12 protein-coding genes are annotated in these 18,067 nt (G+C 46.5%); 11 read left to right on the plus strand and 1 reads right to left on the minus strand.

Features of this window, described 5'->3' with window-relative positions; all coding sequences use genetic code 11:
* Positions 1–63 precede the first annotated feature (63 nt).
* From DWW60_RS10440 to DWW60_RS10490, 11 genes are all read left to right on the plus strand, one after another.
* A complete protein-coding gene (locus DWW60_RS10440; RefSeq protein ID WP_117875332.1) occupies positions 64–1,848 on the plus strand; it encodes an FHA domain-containing protein in 1,785 nt (594 codons plus the stop codon).
* A gap of 46 nt (positions 1,849–1,894) precedes the next feature.
* Positions 1,895–2,665 (plus strand): PP2C family protein-serine/threonine phosphatase, encoded by a 771-nt coding sequence (locus tag DWW60_RS10445; protein ID WP_015534340.1) that lies wholly within the window; start codon positions 1,895–1,897, stop codon positions 2,663–2,665.
* 13 nt (positions 2,666–2,678) lie between these two features.
* Positions 2,679–4,814: a serine/threonine protein kinase gene (locus DWW60_RS10450; protein WP_015534339.1), complete on the plus strand. Its 2,136-nt coding sequence runs from the start codon at positions 2,679–2,681 to the stop codon at positions 4,812–4,814.
* A gap of 17 nt (positions 4,815–4,831) precedes the next feature.
* Positions 4,832–5,593, plus strand: coding sequence for a hypothetical protein (locus tag DWW60_RS10455; protein WP_015534338.1), 762 nt, complete (start codon positions 4,832–4,834; stop codon positions 5,591–5,593).
* Between the two features lie 12 nt (positions 5,594–5,605).
* A complete protein-coding gene (locus DWW60_RS10460; protein ID WP_117875333.1) occupies positions 5,606–10,786 on the plus strand; it encodes an Ig-like domain-containing protein in 5,181 nt (1,726 codons plus the stop codon).
* A 16-nt stretch (positions 10,787–10,802) separates the two neighbouring features.
* A complete protein-coding gene (locus tag DWW60_RS10465; RefSeq protein ID WP_117875334.1) occupies positions 10,803–11,453 on the plus strand; it encodes an HAD family hydrolase in 651 nt (216 codons plus the stop codon).
* A gap of 74 nt (positions 11,454–11,527) precedes the next feature.
* Positions 11,528–11,890, plus strand: coding sequence for a TIGR04086 family membrane protein (locus DWW60_RS10470; RefSeq protein ID WP_015534335.1), 363 nt, complete (start codon positions 11,528–11,530; stop codon positions 11,888–11,890).
* Positions 11,891–11,962: 72 nt separating this feature from the next.
* Entirely contained in the window at positions 11,963–12,112 is a 150-nt protein-coding gene (gene scfA, locus DWW60_RS10475) for a six-cysteine ranthipeptide SCIFF (protein WP_015534334.1), read from the plus strand.
* A gap of 146 nt (positions 12,113–12,258) precedes the next feature.
* Positions 12,259–13,623: a thioether cross-link-forming SCIFF peptide maturase gene (gene scfB / locus DWW60_RS10480; protein ID WP_117875335.1), complete on the plus strand. Its 1,365-nt coding sequence runs from the start codon at positions 12,259–12,261 to the stop codon at positions 13,621–13,623.
* Positions 13,624–13,644: 21 nt separating this feature from the next.
* Positions 13,645–15,837 carry a protein translocase subunit SecD gene (secD, locus tag DWW60_RS10485; RefSeq protein ID WP_117875336.1) on the plus strand — a complete coding sequence of 731 codons (2,193 nt, stop codon included), beginning with the start codon at positions 13,645–13,647 and terminating at the stop codon, positions 15,835–15,837.
* A 102-nt stretch (positions 15,838–15,939) separates the two neighbouring features.
* Positions 15,940–16,632 (plus strand): HAD family hydrolase, encoded by a 693-nt coding sequence (locus DWW60_RS10490; protein ID WP_071849498.1) that lies wholly within the window; start codon positions 15,940–15,942, stop codon positions 16,630–16,632.
* 168 nt (positions 16,633–16,800) lie between these two features.
* Here DWW60_RS10490 and fucO read toward each other — a convergent pair whose 3' ends face one another.
* Positions 16,801–17,949: a lactaldehyde reductase gene (gene fucO, locus DWW60_RS10495; RefSeq protein ID WP_015534330.1), complete on the minus strand. Its 1,149-nt coding sequence runs from the start codon at positions 17,947–17,949 to the stop codon at positions 16,801–16,803.
* Positions 17,950–18,067: the final 118 nt, after the last annotated feature.

Consider the following 18,067-nt stretch of genomic DNA (forward strand, 5'->3'; position numbering starts at 1 on the left):
GTTTGAATGAAGAAATAATTTTTGACGGAAAATATGCGGATTTAGACGAAAGGGATTGAAAAAATGAACAGAGAAAAGGTTGTTGTAGTTCCGGCGGGGGAAACTTACAGAGTGAGTTACAGTCTGGATATCAGTGATGTGATAGATGCTAAAGTGTATGATATGAGCAGAAGCGGATCTATGCCTGAGATGGCACCGTGTGACATGCAGGAGAATGCCGGAGTCAGGGTGTTCAATTATCAGATCGATGACAAGAAGCCTCTTGCGGAGATACTGAGACAGGAGATGAACAAGAAGGAGATACTCACACTTCTGTACAACATTCTGCATGCACTGGAGATGTTTGGTAAGAATATGGTTTCGCTCAGCTATGTTGCAAGGGACGAGCAGTGTGTATTTGTATCGCCTGAGACATACGATGTCTGCTTTATTGTCGCTCCGGTACAGAAGGAAGTGACAGATCTCAACGAGGTCAGAGCATTTGTGAAGTCGGTGATAGTTGATGCGAGATACTCAGAGAATGACAATGACAATTACGTAGCACGCCTTATAAACTGTGCGAATATGAGAGGTACATTTTCAAACTCGGACATGAAGAACGAGGTTAAGGCGATGCTTGCAGAAGCAGGCATAGACGCTGCTGAGATAGACAGAATGAAGGAGCTTTCCACAAATGCTCCAAAGGGTGGCAACAGCCACATACTTCGAGGTGAGTCACCTAAGGTGAGCAGACTCGAGGTTATGAGAAATAATGCGAGAATGAATGGATATGCACAGCCGATGGGACCAAACGGCCAGATGCCAAACGGAATGCCACCGATGGGCATGCCACCGATGGGACCGAACGGCCCGATGGGATCAAATGGTCAGATGCCGAATGGCCAGGTTCCGAACGGAATGCCACCGATGGGCATGCCGCCAATGGGACCGAATGGCCAGGCACCGAACGGAATGCCACCGATGGGCATGTCACCAATGGGACCGAATGGCCAGGTGCCAAACGGAATGCCACCGATGGGCATGCCGCCAATGGGACCGAATGGCCCAATACCAAACGGTCCAATGGGATCAAATGGAATGCCACCGGTAGGCGTGCCGCCGATGGAGGAGCCGGTTAAGCCTGAGATGGCTGGAGCACAGCCGCAGGGGGATAAACCGGAGAATGTTGAGACGGTTGAAGCAGAAGCACAGGATGCCAAGCCGGAGATTGTAGAGCCTCCTGTTGAGGCAGAGCCGCAGGATGTCAAGCCAGAGGCAGTAGAGCCGGCTGAGACAGAAGCACAGGATGTCAAGCCTGAGCCAGCAGAGCCGGTTGAAACACAGCCACAGGAGATAAAGCCAATACCTCTAATGCAGGGCAACCCATTTGGAGGAAGACCGATTCCGCCAATGCCACCAATGCCACAGGCACACCAGATGCCAGAGATGCCGCAGAACCCACAGATGCAGCCGGTACCGCCAATGCCACAGATGCAGCCGGTACCCCCAATGCCACAGACACCGCCGATGCCACAGGCACAGCCAGTGCAGGGCAATCCATTTGATGGAGCACCGGCACCATATTTCCTTAGGGTGAAGACGGGCGAGAGAATAAGCTTGGACAAGGCAGAGTTCAAGATCGGACATAAGGCAAGACTTGTGGACTATGCGATTACTGACAATTCAGCTATAAGCAGAGTTCATTGTGTTATCACCAAGAGAAATGGCGTGTGCTTCATCAGCGATAACAAGTCTACAAATGGTACATTTGTGAACGGAGAGGAATTGAAGGCGGGCGAAGAAAAGTTCCTGACGAACAATGCGATCGTTATACTCGGGGACGAGGAGCTTGTCTATCACATTAGATAGAATATCCGCAACGAGAGTTGAGACATAAATATTGGGAGGAATGTATATGGGGTTTAGCGCAGTATACAATACAGACGTAGGAATAAAGAAAAAGACAAATCAGGATTCGCTGGCGATCAAGATAGCGGATACTCCAAATGGACAGGTCGTGTTCTCCCTCGTATGTGATGGCATGGGAGGTCTGGCAAAGGGAGAGGTTGCCAGCAAGGAAGTCATAACAGCTTTCTGCAACTGGTTTGACACACAGTTTGTTGAGATGGTTGACAACAACAGCTTTAGTGAAGAGCTGCTGAGATACCAGTGGATAAGACTTGCCGTGGAGCAGAATGAGAAGATCAAGGCGTATGGCGAGCAGAATGGATTTATGCTTGGTACGACCATTTCTGCGATCCTCATATACAGAGAAATGTACTACATTCTCCATGTTGGAGACAGCCGAGTGTATGAGATCACTTCAGGGATAAGGCAGCTCACCGCAGATCAGACGCTTGTTGCAAGGGAGATCGCAGCGGGAAGACTTACACCGGAGCAGGCGGAGACGGACAGCAGACGAAGCGTGCTTCTCCAGTGTATCGGAGCTTCACCTGTGGTGGAACCGGATTTCGTAGTTGGGCAGGCAGCTCCCGGAGCGCATTACATGCTGTGTTCTGATGGATTCAGACATAAGATAACGCCTCAGGAGATGATAGAGAGACTTGGCCCGGGAACATGCGTCGACGAGGCGAAGATGAAGGAGGGCTGTGAGTTCCTCACAGAGCTTGTGAAGTACAGAAAAGAAACGGATAATGTAACAGTAGTGCTTATTAAATCGGAGTAATGGGGATCGATATATGACAGAGTTAGGAACGGTATTAGACGGAAAATACGAAATACTTAAAAAAGTCGGTCAGGGTGGTATGTCAATAGTTTATCTTGCCATGGATAACCGACTTAATAAACAGTGGGCTGTAAAGGAGATCAAGAATGATGGCTCCAAGAGTACAGCCACACTCTTAAAGGGATTGGAGCGAGAAGCAAATATCCTCAAGGATGTGGATCATCCGGTACTGCCACGAATCGTTGATATCATCAATGAGAATGGCACGATCTACGTTGTCATGGACTTCGTAGAAGGACGTCCACTCAGCGATGTGCTCAAGGCGGAGGGAGCACAGCCACAGGAAAAGGTAATCGAATGGGGCAGGGCGCTTGCCAGTGCACTTGACTACCTGCATTCCATGAATCCGCCGATCATATACAGAGATATGAAGCCTTCAAATGTCATGCTGAAGCCGGATGGCTCGGTAAAGCTTATCGACTTTGGAACGGCTAAGGAATACATAGTGGAGAACAATGCGGATACCACGGCTCTTGGAACAAGAGGCTATGCGGCACCGGAGCAGTTCGGTGATGCGCAGGGACATGGAATCTACAACACGGATGCAAGAACAGATATTTACAATCTGGGAGCAACGCTCTATCACCTTGTTACCGGCAAGAATCCATGTGAGCCTCCTTACGAGATAAAGCCTATCAGACAGTGGAATCCGATGCTCTCATCAGGATTTGAGAGAATTATACAGACGTGCTGTCAGCCGAGTCCTGAGGACAGATATCAGTCTTGTTCAGAACTGCTGTATGCGCTGGATCACTACAACGAGCTCGACGATGCATACAAGGCAAAGGCAAAGCATAAGATAGCAGCGTTCTCAGTGGTTGCGGGATTATCGATACTCTCAGCGTGTTGTGCTGTGATAGGCGGAGTAAAGAAAGGCCAGCTCAAGGATCTTGATTACAACAACAAGGTCAACGAGGCGAGGGATGCAGTCGACGAGGGCGATTACAACAAGGCATTTGAGTGCTATAAGGCGGCTGTCGACATAGACCCAACCGCATCGGATGCCTATATAGGCTATATGGAGACATATGCTTACTATTATACAGAGGACGATGGAAACACTTCGGCCAACACCGAGACGGCGGCAGAAAAGGGAATAAGACTTGCACTTAAGAACAAGGACGAGATAAAGGACGACGTAAAGTTCAAGATAGCCATGTTGTATTACGACGAGGTCAAGGACTACAGTGCGGCCAAGAAATATTTCAATATGGTTGATGAGAGCAAGGACTTCCCGGATCAGGCAAAGCAGGCAAAGTATTACGCTGCGATATGTGACAGCAAGATAAACAAGTCTGCAAGCTTTGATACGAACAAGGAAAATATATTTGCATTCCAGGATTACAACAGTGACAACATAGATGACACCAATCCTGACAAATACACCAATTACCTCAACATAGCTTACATATATCTTGGCGAGATATCCAATGATCCGGAGCTTGCGAACAGAATAGAGGTGCTGATGGATGAGGCGATGAAGAACCTGGACGACAACGCAGAGGTGCTGAACAGCCAGTTCCCGGCGGACAGAGGCGTAAAATACTACAATGGCCAGTATTCAGGAGTTATGTACTCGGTATATACAGAACTTGCCGAGAATGCGGATGATGCGGGCCAGCAGTTACATTATTACAACTCTGCGGCGAACAGTGCAGCGCTTTATCTGAACAGTCTGGATATAGAGGGCGAGAATGCGACAGAGACATCCAAGAAAGCATATTCAGAATACTCGGTGAACGAGGCTGAGACTTATATCAAGATGGCAGAGAACAGCGGCGATGACAGCTACTATGATGAGGCAGAGAGAATATATGGCAACGCTGAGACTACACTTGGAACCGATGACAACGCAGCGGTCGTGTACGTAAGCCATCTGAGTTATCTGGTCGATAGATATTCGAATAAATTTGGAAGCGATTCGGCAGCATGGAATGCCAGTGCCACAAGGGCTGTGAGGAAAGTGTACGAGAACGGTAACAAAGTTCCGGCACTTGCAAATGGTCTTAAGCAGGGATGGCAGTCGTTATCCAATGACCTGACAGTTAAGAGCATAGTAAATGGCAGTTCAAGGTCAACGAGCGAGTAAGGGAGGAGTGAAAGGTTATGGCAACAGTTTATAATGTAATGTTATATGGCGGCCTGGCACTTGCGATCGTATTCGCTATTGTGGCGGTGGTACTGTTCTTCGTGTTAAAGATACCGAAGGCGGTGGGAATTGCCACAGGCTCAACAGCCCGTAAGAAGATCGATGAGATCAAGGAGAAGGGCTATGAGAGTGTACAGGGAGGCGGTGCCTCCAAACAGGAGGCGATCAAGAACCATACATCCAGAATTTCGGTAAGGGATGTAAAGTCAACTGCAGCCGAAAAACATTCTGAGAAGGGAATGGCAAATTACGAGAAAGCGATAGCTGATCTCGGGAAAAAGAGACTGGAGGATGAAGGCGAGACTGCAACTGATATTCTCCGCGATGATGCCGAGGAGGCAACAGATATTCTGAGGGAAGACGAAGAGAATCTTGACATAAATGGCAGCAGCTTTGAGGAGGCGACAGACATCCTCAGAGAAGATGCGGATGAGGAAGCAACGGATGTACTCAGAAATGACGAGGCAGACGAGGAAGCAACGGACATACTCAGAAGTGATGAGGCGGACGAGGAAGCAACGGACATACTCAGAAGTGATGAGGCAGACGAGGAAGCAACGGACATACTCAGAAGCGATGACGCAGACGAGGAAGCAACGGACGTACTTAGAAGCGATGACGCAGATGATTCCACAGCCGTTCTTCAGGGAGGACGCGCAGCGAGCTCGGTAAGAATGATAAAGAATGTAATTATAGTACATTCCGATGAAGAGATATAGGAGGAGAGGGACATGAAAAAGGTTATGCAGAATAAATCACTTTTGCATCGACTGATCGCGCTTACGATGGCGGTAGTTATGACACTCACTCTTGTGGCGATCGATTCACATTTTCATTTGTTTGCGGAGGAGGAAGATACACAGACCATAGATGTAACGGCCATTGTAAAGGGCGATAAGGCGGATATGGTGTATGGCTTCAAGGATTTTGACAAGGCAATAAAGTTCAAGATCAAGTCCGACAAAGTTGACGGAATCGACAGCAGCAAGTTGGGAGTGGCTGTTTACAAAGGAGCTACAGCGGACGATAAGATCGCTACAGCCACAGATGCAGCAGGAAAGCTTGTCACATTTGATAATGTGTATGAGCTGAAGAATGACACAGCAGTACAGAAGATAGCTATTTACTATTATACAGGTACTGATGAGAGCGGTGATTTCGAGCTGCTTGGAACCATAAAGGTTGCCGTGGATAAGCAGGCACCTACAATATCGGTTGAGGCTGATGATAACTACAATCTTCACAACAAGGTGAGCGATGGCTATTATCTCCTGAACCTCACAAGCAGTGATGCCGACAGAACATTTGTGATAGACGCCAAGGATACCACAGATGCAGCAGAGGAAAATGCCACAGGAATAGACTATGTGGAGTATTCATCAGACAATGGAAAGACCTGGAGCAAGACTGAGAGCACATCCCAGTTTGTTGCACCTGATAAGAGTGGAACATACAAGTTCAGAGCGGTCGATGTTGCAGGAAACAAGTCAGAGGAGACCAGTGTTATCGTCAAGAAGCTCAACGAAGCTCCTGTCATAACAAGTGTTACCCCTGAGATCATACAGAAGAACGGAGTGGATTACAGATTCCCTCAGCTCAAGGTAGATGATGCTTATAAGTTCACTGTACAGGTGAAGAAGGTTACAGCCGGCAGTGATAACACTGAGATAGATGACGTGAGCCTGTACTACAAGCTTACGGGTGCAGCTTCAGCAGTGGAGTGCACAGGCAAAAAGGCTGTGTCCGGCGGATATGAATATGAATTCGAGATAAGTGCACAGTGGTTCAAGAAGGACAATGCAGACAATGCAAAGAAGCTTGTCATTTACGCCAAGGAGAACGAGTTTGGCAATAACTCAGTCGGCGCAGATGAGGATGGCGACATTGTATTTGTAAAGGAAGGAAAGCCTGAACTCACAGTTACAGGCGGTTCCACAAGCTATGTGAAATCCACAAAGCTGACAGTGAAGGCAACTGGAGAGTATTCTTACATAGACACCGTGTCATACAGCGTGGATGGCAAGAAGGAAACGATCCTTGAAAAAGGAAACAAGTTCACATACAGCAGCGATGTCCGTGTGAGCGGTGGAGATGTACAGGATTCAACAAAGTCAGACATATATCTGGCTGATGGAGAGCATACCATCACATTTGCGGCAAAGGACTTCGCCGGAATAGATGGCAGGATAGAGACTGTAGTCAAGGTGGATAATACAGCACCTGTTGTAAAGGTTACGGACAACGCCGGAACAGACAGGACAAACAATGATCAGCAGTACACGGTCACAGACGCAAAGGAAGCTGTTCTTAATATAAAGTACAGCGATGCCACATCAGGTGTTGCATCGGCGGTCGCTTCACTCAAGAAGGCAGATGCAAATGGATCATATACATCAGTCAAGAACTGGTATTCAACATCTACAGGTGACAATGGCCTGCAGAGCGGAAAAGAGATAAGCATAGATGGTTCAGGAAGTTATGTCCTGACAGTTGTGGTAACTGACGAGGCTGGAAATAAGACAGAGACGAACACATATGTGTATGTCAATGTGGATGGCCTTTCAGGAGAGAAGTTATCTGCGAACGGTACAGATGCTGACAACGGCGCTATATTCTGGAGAAATGATGATACTCTGACTGTAGAGGGTGCAGTATCAGGCTTCCAGCTTGCAGCAGATGACGCAAAGCTGGTGATCACCAGAACATCATTTGCAGGAAAGAAGGATAAGGCAGTTGAGGTAAAGGGTACAGTTGCCGCTGCATATGACAAGAATACGGTCAACATATCCTACGAGCTTCCAGATGAGGGTGTGTACGAGATCTCACTCATGGCGAGAATACACGATCCGAACAATGCTGACACGAAGTTCAAAGAAGTACAGAGCATAAAGGTTTACTATGATAAGACTGCACCGGCAAATGTGAAGCTGGAGTGTGCAAACCAGAAATACAAATCAGGATCGACATTCTATTACAGATCAAAGAGTGACGTGAAGATCAAGGTCTCTGGTTCCGATAACGATGACAGCAATGGCAAGGTTACATATACAGTAGGCAGAAGCAGCACAGCCGGATCACAGGACATTACAGGAAGCATTAATGTATCAGGAAATGATATAGAAAAGACACTGGATGCAAAGGCCCTTGGCATAACAGATGAAAATACAGAGTACACGATGACTGTTAAGCTGAAGGACAGAGCAGGAAACGAGAGCAAGGCCAGTCAGGAGATACACCTGATAGTTGATACCGTCAAGCCATCAGTGTCAATAGATGGAACTGCCGGCGGAAAGCTGATAAATTACTGGAATAACAGCAATGTGACCATAACAGCAAGGGGAACTGACAATTACTTCGTGGAGAAGTTCGTTGTGACAGGAACACGCGATGGCAAGAGCATAAGCAAGTATGAGCTGGATGCGGATTACACTGCAAATGCAGAAAAGACCACAATATTCAGAGAGCCTGGACTTTATAATATCACGATCGTTGCTGTCGATGAGGTTGGCAATGAGTCGGGTAAGGCAACAACTTCATTTGTAATAGATAAGAAGAGCCCTGAGATATCAGTTGTGTCCGGTGGAAGCAGCAGATTCCTTAACAGGAGCAGAACTATTACATTTGGCATAGAAGACGATTATGGAATGGATACACAGAATGCGACGCTTAAGGTGTACTACAAGACCTACAGTGATTCAAACTGGTCAGAGACCACAGTTCCGTTCCAGACAGCAGATGGCAAGACCACTGCAGCATATAAGATGACAGCCAAGGGCGGCAAGGCAACTGTATATTATTTCACAGTTGAGGGAGCCGATAATTCCGGCAATGCACTGAAGCCGGCAGCAGACGAGGCGTTCGGTGTTCAGGAGGGCACAAGTGCTCTCAAGACAAAGAATTATTACGTCGACACCACAGAGCCACTTGTGTATGTGGACGATGATCCTGAGTACAGACTGGATAATAACAATTACTTCAAGACTTCAATATCATTCAGAGTTGGTGTGGAGGAACAGTTCAAGTCGCTTCAGAACACTATTATCACAGAGAATGATGGAAATGTAGCAGTGGATGAGAATCCGCAATACTTCTATATAAAGAGTAACGGCGGAACATGGGGCAAGAAGTACACATATGATAAGGAAGGTGAGTATGATCTCACCATGACCGTTACCGACAAGTGTGGAAATGAAGGAACAACAGGAACCCATTTCTACATAGACAAGCACAAGCCTGAGATACAGCTTGGAAATGTCAACACTATAAACAACAGCGATGTGACAGTCCCTGTAACACTTACAGATAACATGAGAGGTGGAAAGTACACCATTCATGTAGTCAGAGCAAATGAGGGTGGATCTGTTGTAGAGAACAGAGATATCAGAAAGAATGTTACCTGGGGAACAAAGGGCGATGGAGTCAGCACAGTCAGAGAGGTACTCAGCGGTGTGACATTTGACGCCCAGGGTGATTACACAGTCACCGTGTCCGCAGAGGATAAGGCGGGCAACAAGGCTGTGACCAGAACAGTGAAGTTCAGAATCGATAAGACTGCACCGGTTATATCGATTTCAGGAATGAACGACAGACAGACAACGGCGGTAAATGCAACCATCAGCATAGATGAGGCATTCTCATTTGCATATGAGAACAACAATCTTGCCGCAGATGCATTTAACGTGACAATAACCAGAAAGACGGACGGAACAGCGGCATCGAATATCGCTACGCTGGGAACAAGCAGCTTCTCAGGAAGCAATCCACATACCGCAACTTACAACTTTACAGAGGATGGCGAGTACACGATCACAGCAAATGCAAGAGATCTTGCAGGAAATGTGGCAGCCAGCCAGACCAAGACCTTCAAGGTTGATTCAAAGGCACCTGTTGTAAAGGTGAGCGCAGTGGATAAGGACAACAAGGAAGTAAAGAATTACGACCCAATAGGAAGTATGGATTCTTCCGCACCGAACTATGTTGATATGTCACTGAGCGTTCAGGAGTCATTCTTCTCGACAGATGATGTGAAGATAACCGTGAAGAAGGACAGCAAGGATGTGTCATCATCATACTTTACAAATTACAGCAATTCTTCAGAGCTCAGCACAGGAAGCCAGAGATTCTCTGAGGATGGTGTATACGAGGTGTCAATAACAGCGCAGGATGAACTGGGAAATAAGGCTGATGATTACAGCCTGGTATTCACAGTCGATAACACACCACCTGAGCTCAAGGCTACATCGACACTTGCCGGATTCATGAGCAAGAGCATTGCAAGCGATGACGGAACACTGCTTCTCAATGCATCAGATTTTGCTGATATACGAGACAAGGGCTACGAAGCACTGTGGGATGTAAGTGATACTTCAGACTTCTCGGTTGACGCCAAGATAGACGGAGTAAATCTTATCGATTTCTCAGATATGACAGACGGATATCACAAGATAACACTTACAGTAACTGACAAGGTTGGACACACGGCAACACAGGAATTTGATTATACGTATGATGGTACTGCACCACGAATCATCATAACAGGTGTTGAGGATGGAGAGACTCTCAGAGAGCCATTCAACATGACGATAGGTCTTGAGAATGAGGAAGACGAGATCACATCCATCGTTATAAATGGCAATACCATAGATCCTGCAAGCTATCAGGCAGATAACAAGTATGAGATGCAGGTAGACCAGTATGATACATACACGGTTGAGGTAACAGCCCAGGATAAGGCCGGTAATATAGCGACAACATATGACAGAGAGACAGGAGAGGTATTCACCTTCAAGCTCAGCGAAAAGATGTCACCGGTTGTGCTGATCATAATAATAATCGCAGCGATCCTGCTTCTTGCATTGCTTGCATTTATCATCATAGCTGGCAGAAGAAGAAAGAAAAACGCCGCTGCTTAATGTAGGAGAAAGTGCTATGTACAGGGCAGTTGTATTTGATATGGACGGCGTGTTGGTAGACACGGAGAAGATATACAGGAAGTGCTGGAAGGAAAACGGCATGAGCATAGGGATTCCTGAGGCACAGATGGAAAATGTATGTGACCGGGTGGCTGGAGGCAACAAGACCTCCAACGCCCGGGTGTTTAAGGAAATAATGGGCGAAGATTTTGATTATCTTGCGTTCAGACAGAGAACAATGGATCTGTTCGATGATCATGTGGAAAAGTATGGAATAGACATAAAGCCACATGTCGAGGACACGCTGAGATTCTTAAAAGAACACGGCGTGAAGATAGCACTTGCAACCTCCACTGCGAGGACGAGGGCGCAGCAGAGACTTGATAGCGTTGGAATAGCCGGATACTTCGATGAAAAGGTATGCGGAGACGAGATCACCCACGGAAAGCCGGAGCCTGATATATATCTGAAGGCCTGCGGGAAGCTGGACGTAAACCCGGACGAAGCGGTGGCCGTTGAGGACTCTGTGAATGGTATCATATCTGCCAGCCGGGCAGGGCTATGTACGGTCATGGTGGTGGATCTGATAAAACCAAATGATATCACGCGCGAGCGTGCATACAAAACCTTTTATGATATAGAAGATATATGCAGCCTGTTTGAGTAAACAGGCTGTATTTTTATTAATAAAATGAGGAGGAACATCATAATAATGTAAAGAGTAAAGAATATGGTGGTAGTATGTCTGCAAGTCAGAAATTTATGGGAGTTGTAAAGGGATTGATCCTGTCCTATCTGCTCACGATAATCATGCTGTTTATAACGGCGGTGGTCGTATACAAAGTGGGGATAAGCGATAAGGTGCTCGGTATACTGGTTGTTGTGATATACATAGTGGCCACATTTGCCGGGGGCTTTGTTACGGGCAGAAAAGTCAGGGAGAAGCGTTTCCTGTGGGGGATGGTGTATGGCCTGACTTACATATCGGTCGCATTGACCGTGTCGGTGCTGTTTACAGGTTCAGGCGACAGAGAGGGAATAGCAGTTATAACCAAGTGTATTATGTGCGTTGCAGGCGGGATGCTGGGGGCTATGCTCAGTTAAAAAAAACTTTTACTTTATATATCTTTGTGTTATAATCCCGGTATATGACATAAAAAGAGAGGTGTATCCAGAATGAAGAGAATTAAAACACTCACAAACAGGACTATGAAGAATACAATGGTCAAGGGTGGATGTGGCGAGTGCCAGACATCATGCCAGTCAGCTTGTAAGACATCATGCACAGTTGGTAATCAGAGCTGTGAGAATGTTAACAACAAGTAATTTGTAACAGGTTTGTATTTGATCAGCTAAAGGGGACCGTCGTTTATGATGACAGTCCTCTTTAGTGCGTGTATAAGGGTGCCGTGTGTGGCGCCTTGAATTAGAATTTCACGGATAGATCCGATGGAATATATTGAAGGAGAATTATGGTTCATCAGTACAAGAACAATGGTTATAATATAGTGCTTGATGTCTGTAGTGGTTCTGTACATGTCGTAGACGATCTTGTCTATGATATTATTTCTTTATATGAGGAGAATGATAAAGAGCAGATTATAAAGGCACTGTCACAGTATGACAGCGCAGATGTTTCCGAGGCTTATGACGAGGTAGCCCAACTGGTAGAGGACGGAACATTATTTACAGATGACGTATACAAAGATTATATTATAGATTTCAAGAAGAGAAAGACAGTTGTCAAGGCGTTGTGTCTGCATATCGCCCATGACTGTAACCTTGCCTGCAGATATTGCTTTGCCGGTGAGGGAGAATATAAGGGAGACAGGGCGCTTATGTCACTTGAGGTGGCAAAGAAATCCCTGGATTTTCTGGTTGCGAATTCCGGTTTAAGAAGAAATCTCGAGGTGGATTTCTTCGGCGGTGAGCCGCTTATGAACTGGGATGTAGTCAAGAAGACTGTGGAATACGGAAGAAGCCTTGAGGAGAAGTATGACAAGAAGTTCAGATTCACACTTACTACCAACGGAGTGCTTCTGAATGACGAGATCATGGAATTTGCCAACAGAGAGATGGCGAACGTGGTGCTCAGCATAGATGGAAGGAAGGAAGTCCACGACTACATGAGACCTACCAGGAATGGCAAGGGAAGTTATGATGTGATACTATCCAAGTTCCAGGAATTTGCCAAGAAGAGAGCAGGCAAGAGCTACTACGTAAGAGGTACTTACACTCATAACAATCTTGATTTCTCACAGGACGTGCTTCATATGGCGGATCTGGGATTTGGCCAGATATCCGTTGAGCCTGTTGTATCACTTCCGGACGAGCCATATGCTATAAAGGAAGAGGATATACCGGTACTGCTTGAGCAGTACGATATCCTGGCTAAGGAGATGATCAAGAGACATAAGGAGGGAAGAGGCTTCAATTTCTTCCACTTCATGATAGATCTTGAGGGTGGACCTTGCGTAGCCAAGAGACTTTCCGGTTGTGGTTCAGGTACAGAGTACATGGCGGTCACTCCTTGGGGAGACCTTTATCCTTGCCATCAGTTTGTTGGTGAGGATGATTTCTGTATAGGAAATGTATTCGATGGAATCAAGAATCAGGATATAGTCAATGAATTCAAGCTGTGCAATGTATATGCCAAGGATAAGTGTAAGGACTGCTTTGCAAGATTCTATTGTAGCGGTGGCTGTGCGGCCAACTCATACAAGTTCCACGGCAATATACTTGATGCATATGACATAGGTTGTGAGCTTCAGAAGAAGCGTATAGAGTGTGCGATCATGCTGAAGGCGGCTATGGCCGATGAGGCAGAAGAGGAATAAAAAGGGTAAAAGGAGAAGACGATGAAGAAGACAAAGAGAAATGCTGTGCTCGTCATCATAGCCTTTCTGCTTGTACTGGGTGTTGCTATATATACAGCGATATTCGGTGTTGCGGACAGAGGTAAAGTTGAGTACATCAAGCTTGGACTTGACCTTAAAGGCGGTCTGAGTGTAACTTACGAGATTCAGGAAGACGATTACAGTGACAAAGATCTCGAGGATACCAAGTATAAGATTGAGAAACGAGTTGAGGCATATACCAACGAGTACTCAGTATACGAGGATGGAGATAAGAAGATCACAGCAGAGATACCTGGAGTTACCAATGCGGATGAGATACTTGAGGCTTTGAATATTGAGGGAAAGCTTGAGTTCCTTGATCCTGACAACTACACAAAGTGGTCACAGGGACAGGAGTATGAGGCTGCTCTTACAGGAGATGACATCAAGAATGCCACAGCCGGAATCGATTCAGACAATGGTAACGACAACGTGGTACAGCTTGTGTTCACAGATGCAGGTGCACAGAAGTTTGCAGATGTAACATCAGCGAATGTAGGAAAAATCGTATATATTATATATGACAATAAGGTTGTAAGCGCTCCAACTGTTCAGAGTGCTATCACAGGCGGAAGCGCAGAAATCAACAAGATCGGAAGCTACGAGGAGGCCGAGCAGCTTGCTACTACTATCCGTATCGGTGCACTTCCTCTTACACTTAAGCAGGTTCGTTCCAATATAGTAGGTGCTACACTTGGATCAGATGCCATCAGCACAAGCCTTAAGGCAGGTGCGATCGGTATTGCACTTGTATTTCTTATCATGATCATAGTATTCAGGATCCCAGGTCTTGTGGCATCATTTGCTCTGGCATTCTACACAATACTTGATCTGCTGGTACTCAATCTGTTCAACGTAACACTGACACTTCCTGGTATAGCTGGTGTTATCCTGTCAGTAGGTATGGCGGTCGATGCCAACGTAATCATATTCACGCGTATCAAAGAGGAGCTGGCGGATGGCAAGTCCGTAAAGCAGGCTGTAAAGGGTGGTTTCCATAATGCCCTGTCAGCCATCATAGATGGTAACGTTACAACACTTATAGCAGCTCTTGTACTTGGAATATTCGGAACAGGTACTATCAAGGGATTTGCGATCACACTGGCTATCGGTGTTGTTCTTTCAGTATTCACAGCTCTGGCAGTCAGTCAGTCACTGCTCACAGCGCTTGTAAATCTCGGCGTTACAGATGCCAAGTATTTCGGCGTTGCAAGAGAGCCAAAGAAGACAAACTTCGTGAAGGCAGGTAAGTTCTGTATGCTCGGATCACTCATTGTGATCATCGCATGCTTCTGTATGATGCCTGTTAATAATAAGTCAAAGGGTTCACCACTTAACTTCAGTGTTGAGTTTGCAGGCGGTACAAGCCTTACAGTAGGTTTTGACAAAGAGTACTCACTTAGCGAGGCTGAGAAAGATATAGTTCCTGTCATTGCAGAGGCAGCCGGTATCGGCGAGGCGGGAATATCAGTTCAGACAGTATCCGGAACAAATGAGATCGTGTTCAAGATGCCTGAACTTTCAGATGACGGAACAGATGACTCACAGATGTCCAAGGTGCGCAGCGCACTCACAGACAAGCTTGGCGCAGATGTCAAGGAGGCAAATGTAATAAGTGGATCGGTCAGCAGCGAGATGTCCAAGAACGCTATATTCTCAGTCATCCTTGCAGCTATCCTGATGCTTATATACATTGCTATCAGATTCCATGATGTGAAGTTTGGTGCAAGTGCAGTTATCGCACTTCTCCACGATGTTGCGATGGTATTCTGTCTGTATATTATACTGAGACTTACAGTTGGTAACACATGTATCGCATGTCTGCTCACCATAGTTGGTTACTCGATCAATGCTACTATCATCATATTCGACCGTGTAAGAGAGAATATAGGTGTTATGAAGCCTAAGAAGGCCACATACAAGGATATAGTCAACCTGAGTATCAACCAGACCTTCAGCAGAACAATATATACATCACTCACAACATTTGTGACAATATTCGTTCTGTATATCATGGGTGTAGCTTCTATCAAGGAGTTCGCTCTCACACTTATGGCTGGTGTAGTTATCGGTGCTTACTCTTCAGTATGTATCACAGGACCACTCTGGTACTACATGAAGACAAAGCTTGGTAAGACAGAAAAAGATGCTTAATAGAATAAAGTTATCGGACGGATGTCAGATGACAGATTATAACAGGCTTCCATGGCAGAGATGCTGTGGAAGCCTGTTGTATTATTGGGAGATGGAAGAGATATGAATTGTAAAGCAGTGGTGTTTGATATGGATGGAGTCATCCTCGATTCAGAACAATTGGTTGTCAAGAGCTGGCAGAAGACAGCGGACAAATATGGCATAGAGGACATAGAGAGCTTCTGTATGGCTGCCCTTGGACTCAACCGTGAGGCGGCGAAGAAGCTGTTCGTGCAGATGTACAAAGGAAGATGTGGTGAAGGACAGGATACATTGGATGAGGAGAGATATGAGAGCCTCAAGGTTGAGATGGCGGCGGAATTCCACCGGGCAGCGGCAGAGGGAGAGCTTGTGCTGAAGCCGGGAGTTACGGACATGCTGAAGATGCTCAGGGATAATTGCATACCATGTGCCCTTGCCACATCCACCAGAAAAGAGGTAGTCACCATGGAGCTCATCAACCTCGGGGTGATAGATTACTTCGACAAGCTTGTATGTGGAGACATGGTAGATCGGAGCAAACCCGCACCGGATATATTCCTGAAGGCCTGTGAAGAGCTTGGAGTTGAGTCGGAGAGTGCATGGGCGGTGGAGGACTCATACAACGGAGTCAGAGCAGCATATGCGGCAGGGATGAAGATTGCCATGATCCCGGACCTCGTGCAGCCGGATGATGAGATGAGGGATAAGGCAGATTTTATATTTAAGAATATGAATGAGTTTCAAGAGTATATTCTTGAGTCCATCAGAGCATGACAGATGGATCCGACGAACAAAAAAAGAACTCCTGATGCAGAGAGAGCAAAATCTCTGTAACAGGAGTTCTTTTAGTTAGTTTTTAGGGGTTTAAGGGGACTGGTGAGGTCCCATATATAATATGTAAGTCCCGGCAAAGGACTGACATATTTTGATCTAATGGGTCAGTTAGATCAATGACTCGTAGAGCTTGGTGATATCCTCCACGCTAGTCTCCTTTGGATTGCCCGGACGACATGCGTCATCGTAGGCTGACTGTGCCAGGAATGGAATATCCTCTGGCTTTACAATGTCTTTAAGGTCTGTAGGAATGCCTACATCGATGGACAACTGGCGTACTGCGTCAACTGCAGCTTTTCTGTATTCTTCCTGGGTCATGTCGTCTACGCCCTTGACGCCCATGGCTCTTGCTATCTCGCGGTACTTCTCGCCGGTAGCCTCTGCGTTGTACTCCATGACAGTTGGGAGAATGATGGCATTTGCAACACCGTGAGGTGTGTCATACAGAGCTCCCAGTGGATGAGCCATGGAATGAACGATTCCAAGACCTACATTTGAGAAGCCCATGCCTGCAACATACTGGCCCAGCGCCATATCAGCACGGCCCTCAGGCGTATTGGCAACAGCCCCTCTGAGTGAACGGCTGATGATCTCGATTGCCTTGAGGTGGAACATGTCTGACAGCTCCCATGCGGCTGCGGTGATGTAACCCTCGATTGCGTGTGTCAGTGCATCCATACCTGTGGCTGCTGTGAGTCCCTTTGGCATGGAGCTCATCATCTCAGGATCGACAAATGCCACAACAGGAATGTCCTTAGGATCAACACATACCATCTTGCGGTTCTTCTCAACATCTGTGATGACGTAGTTGATAGTTACCTCTGCTGCGGTTCCGGCTGTAGTTGGAACTGCAAATATAGGAACTGATTTATTCTTTGTAGGTGCAACACCCTCCAGGCTTCTGATGTCTGCAAAATCAGGGTTGGCAATAACTATGCCGATACCCTTGGCAGTGTCCATGGATGATCCGCCGCCTATGGCGATGATGTAATCTGCCTCAGCAGCCTTAAATGCGGCCACACCCTGCTGCACGTTCTCTATAGTAGGGTTTGGCTTGATGTTGGAATAGATCTCGTATGCAAGTCCTGCACCGTCCAGAACATCGGTGACCTTCTTGGTCACACCGAACTTGATCAGATCAGGATCTGAGCACACAAGAGCCTTGGCGAAGCCTCTGCCGACTGCCTCTGTGGCGATCTCAGCGATGGCACCCGCTCCGTGGTAAGAGGTTTCATTGAGTACGAATCTGTTTGCCATAAAAATATCTCCTCCTTTGCACTGCGCATTTGTGATAGAACTTTCAGATACTGCCATCAAAATGCACAAAAGATATATTCAAAATGTATATTTATTATAACATTTATACAATAAAAAG

Source organism: Coprococcus sp. AF16-22, assembly GCF_003461545.1.
GTDB lineage: Bacteria > Bacillota > Clostridia > Lachnospirales > Lachnospiraceae > Coprococcus > Coprococcus aceti.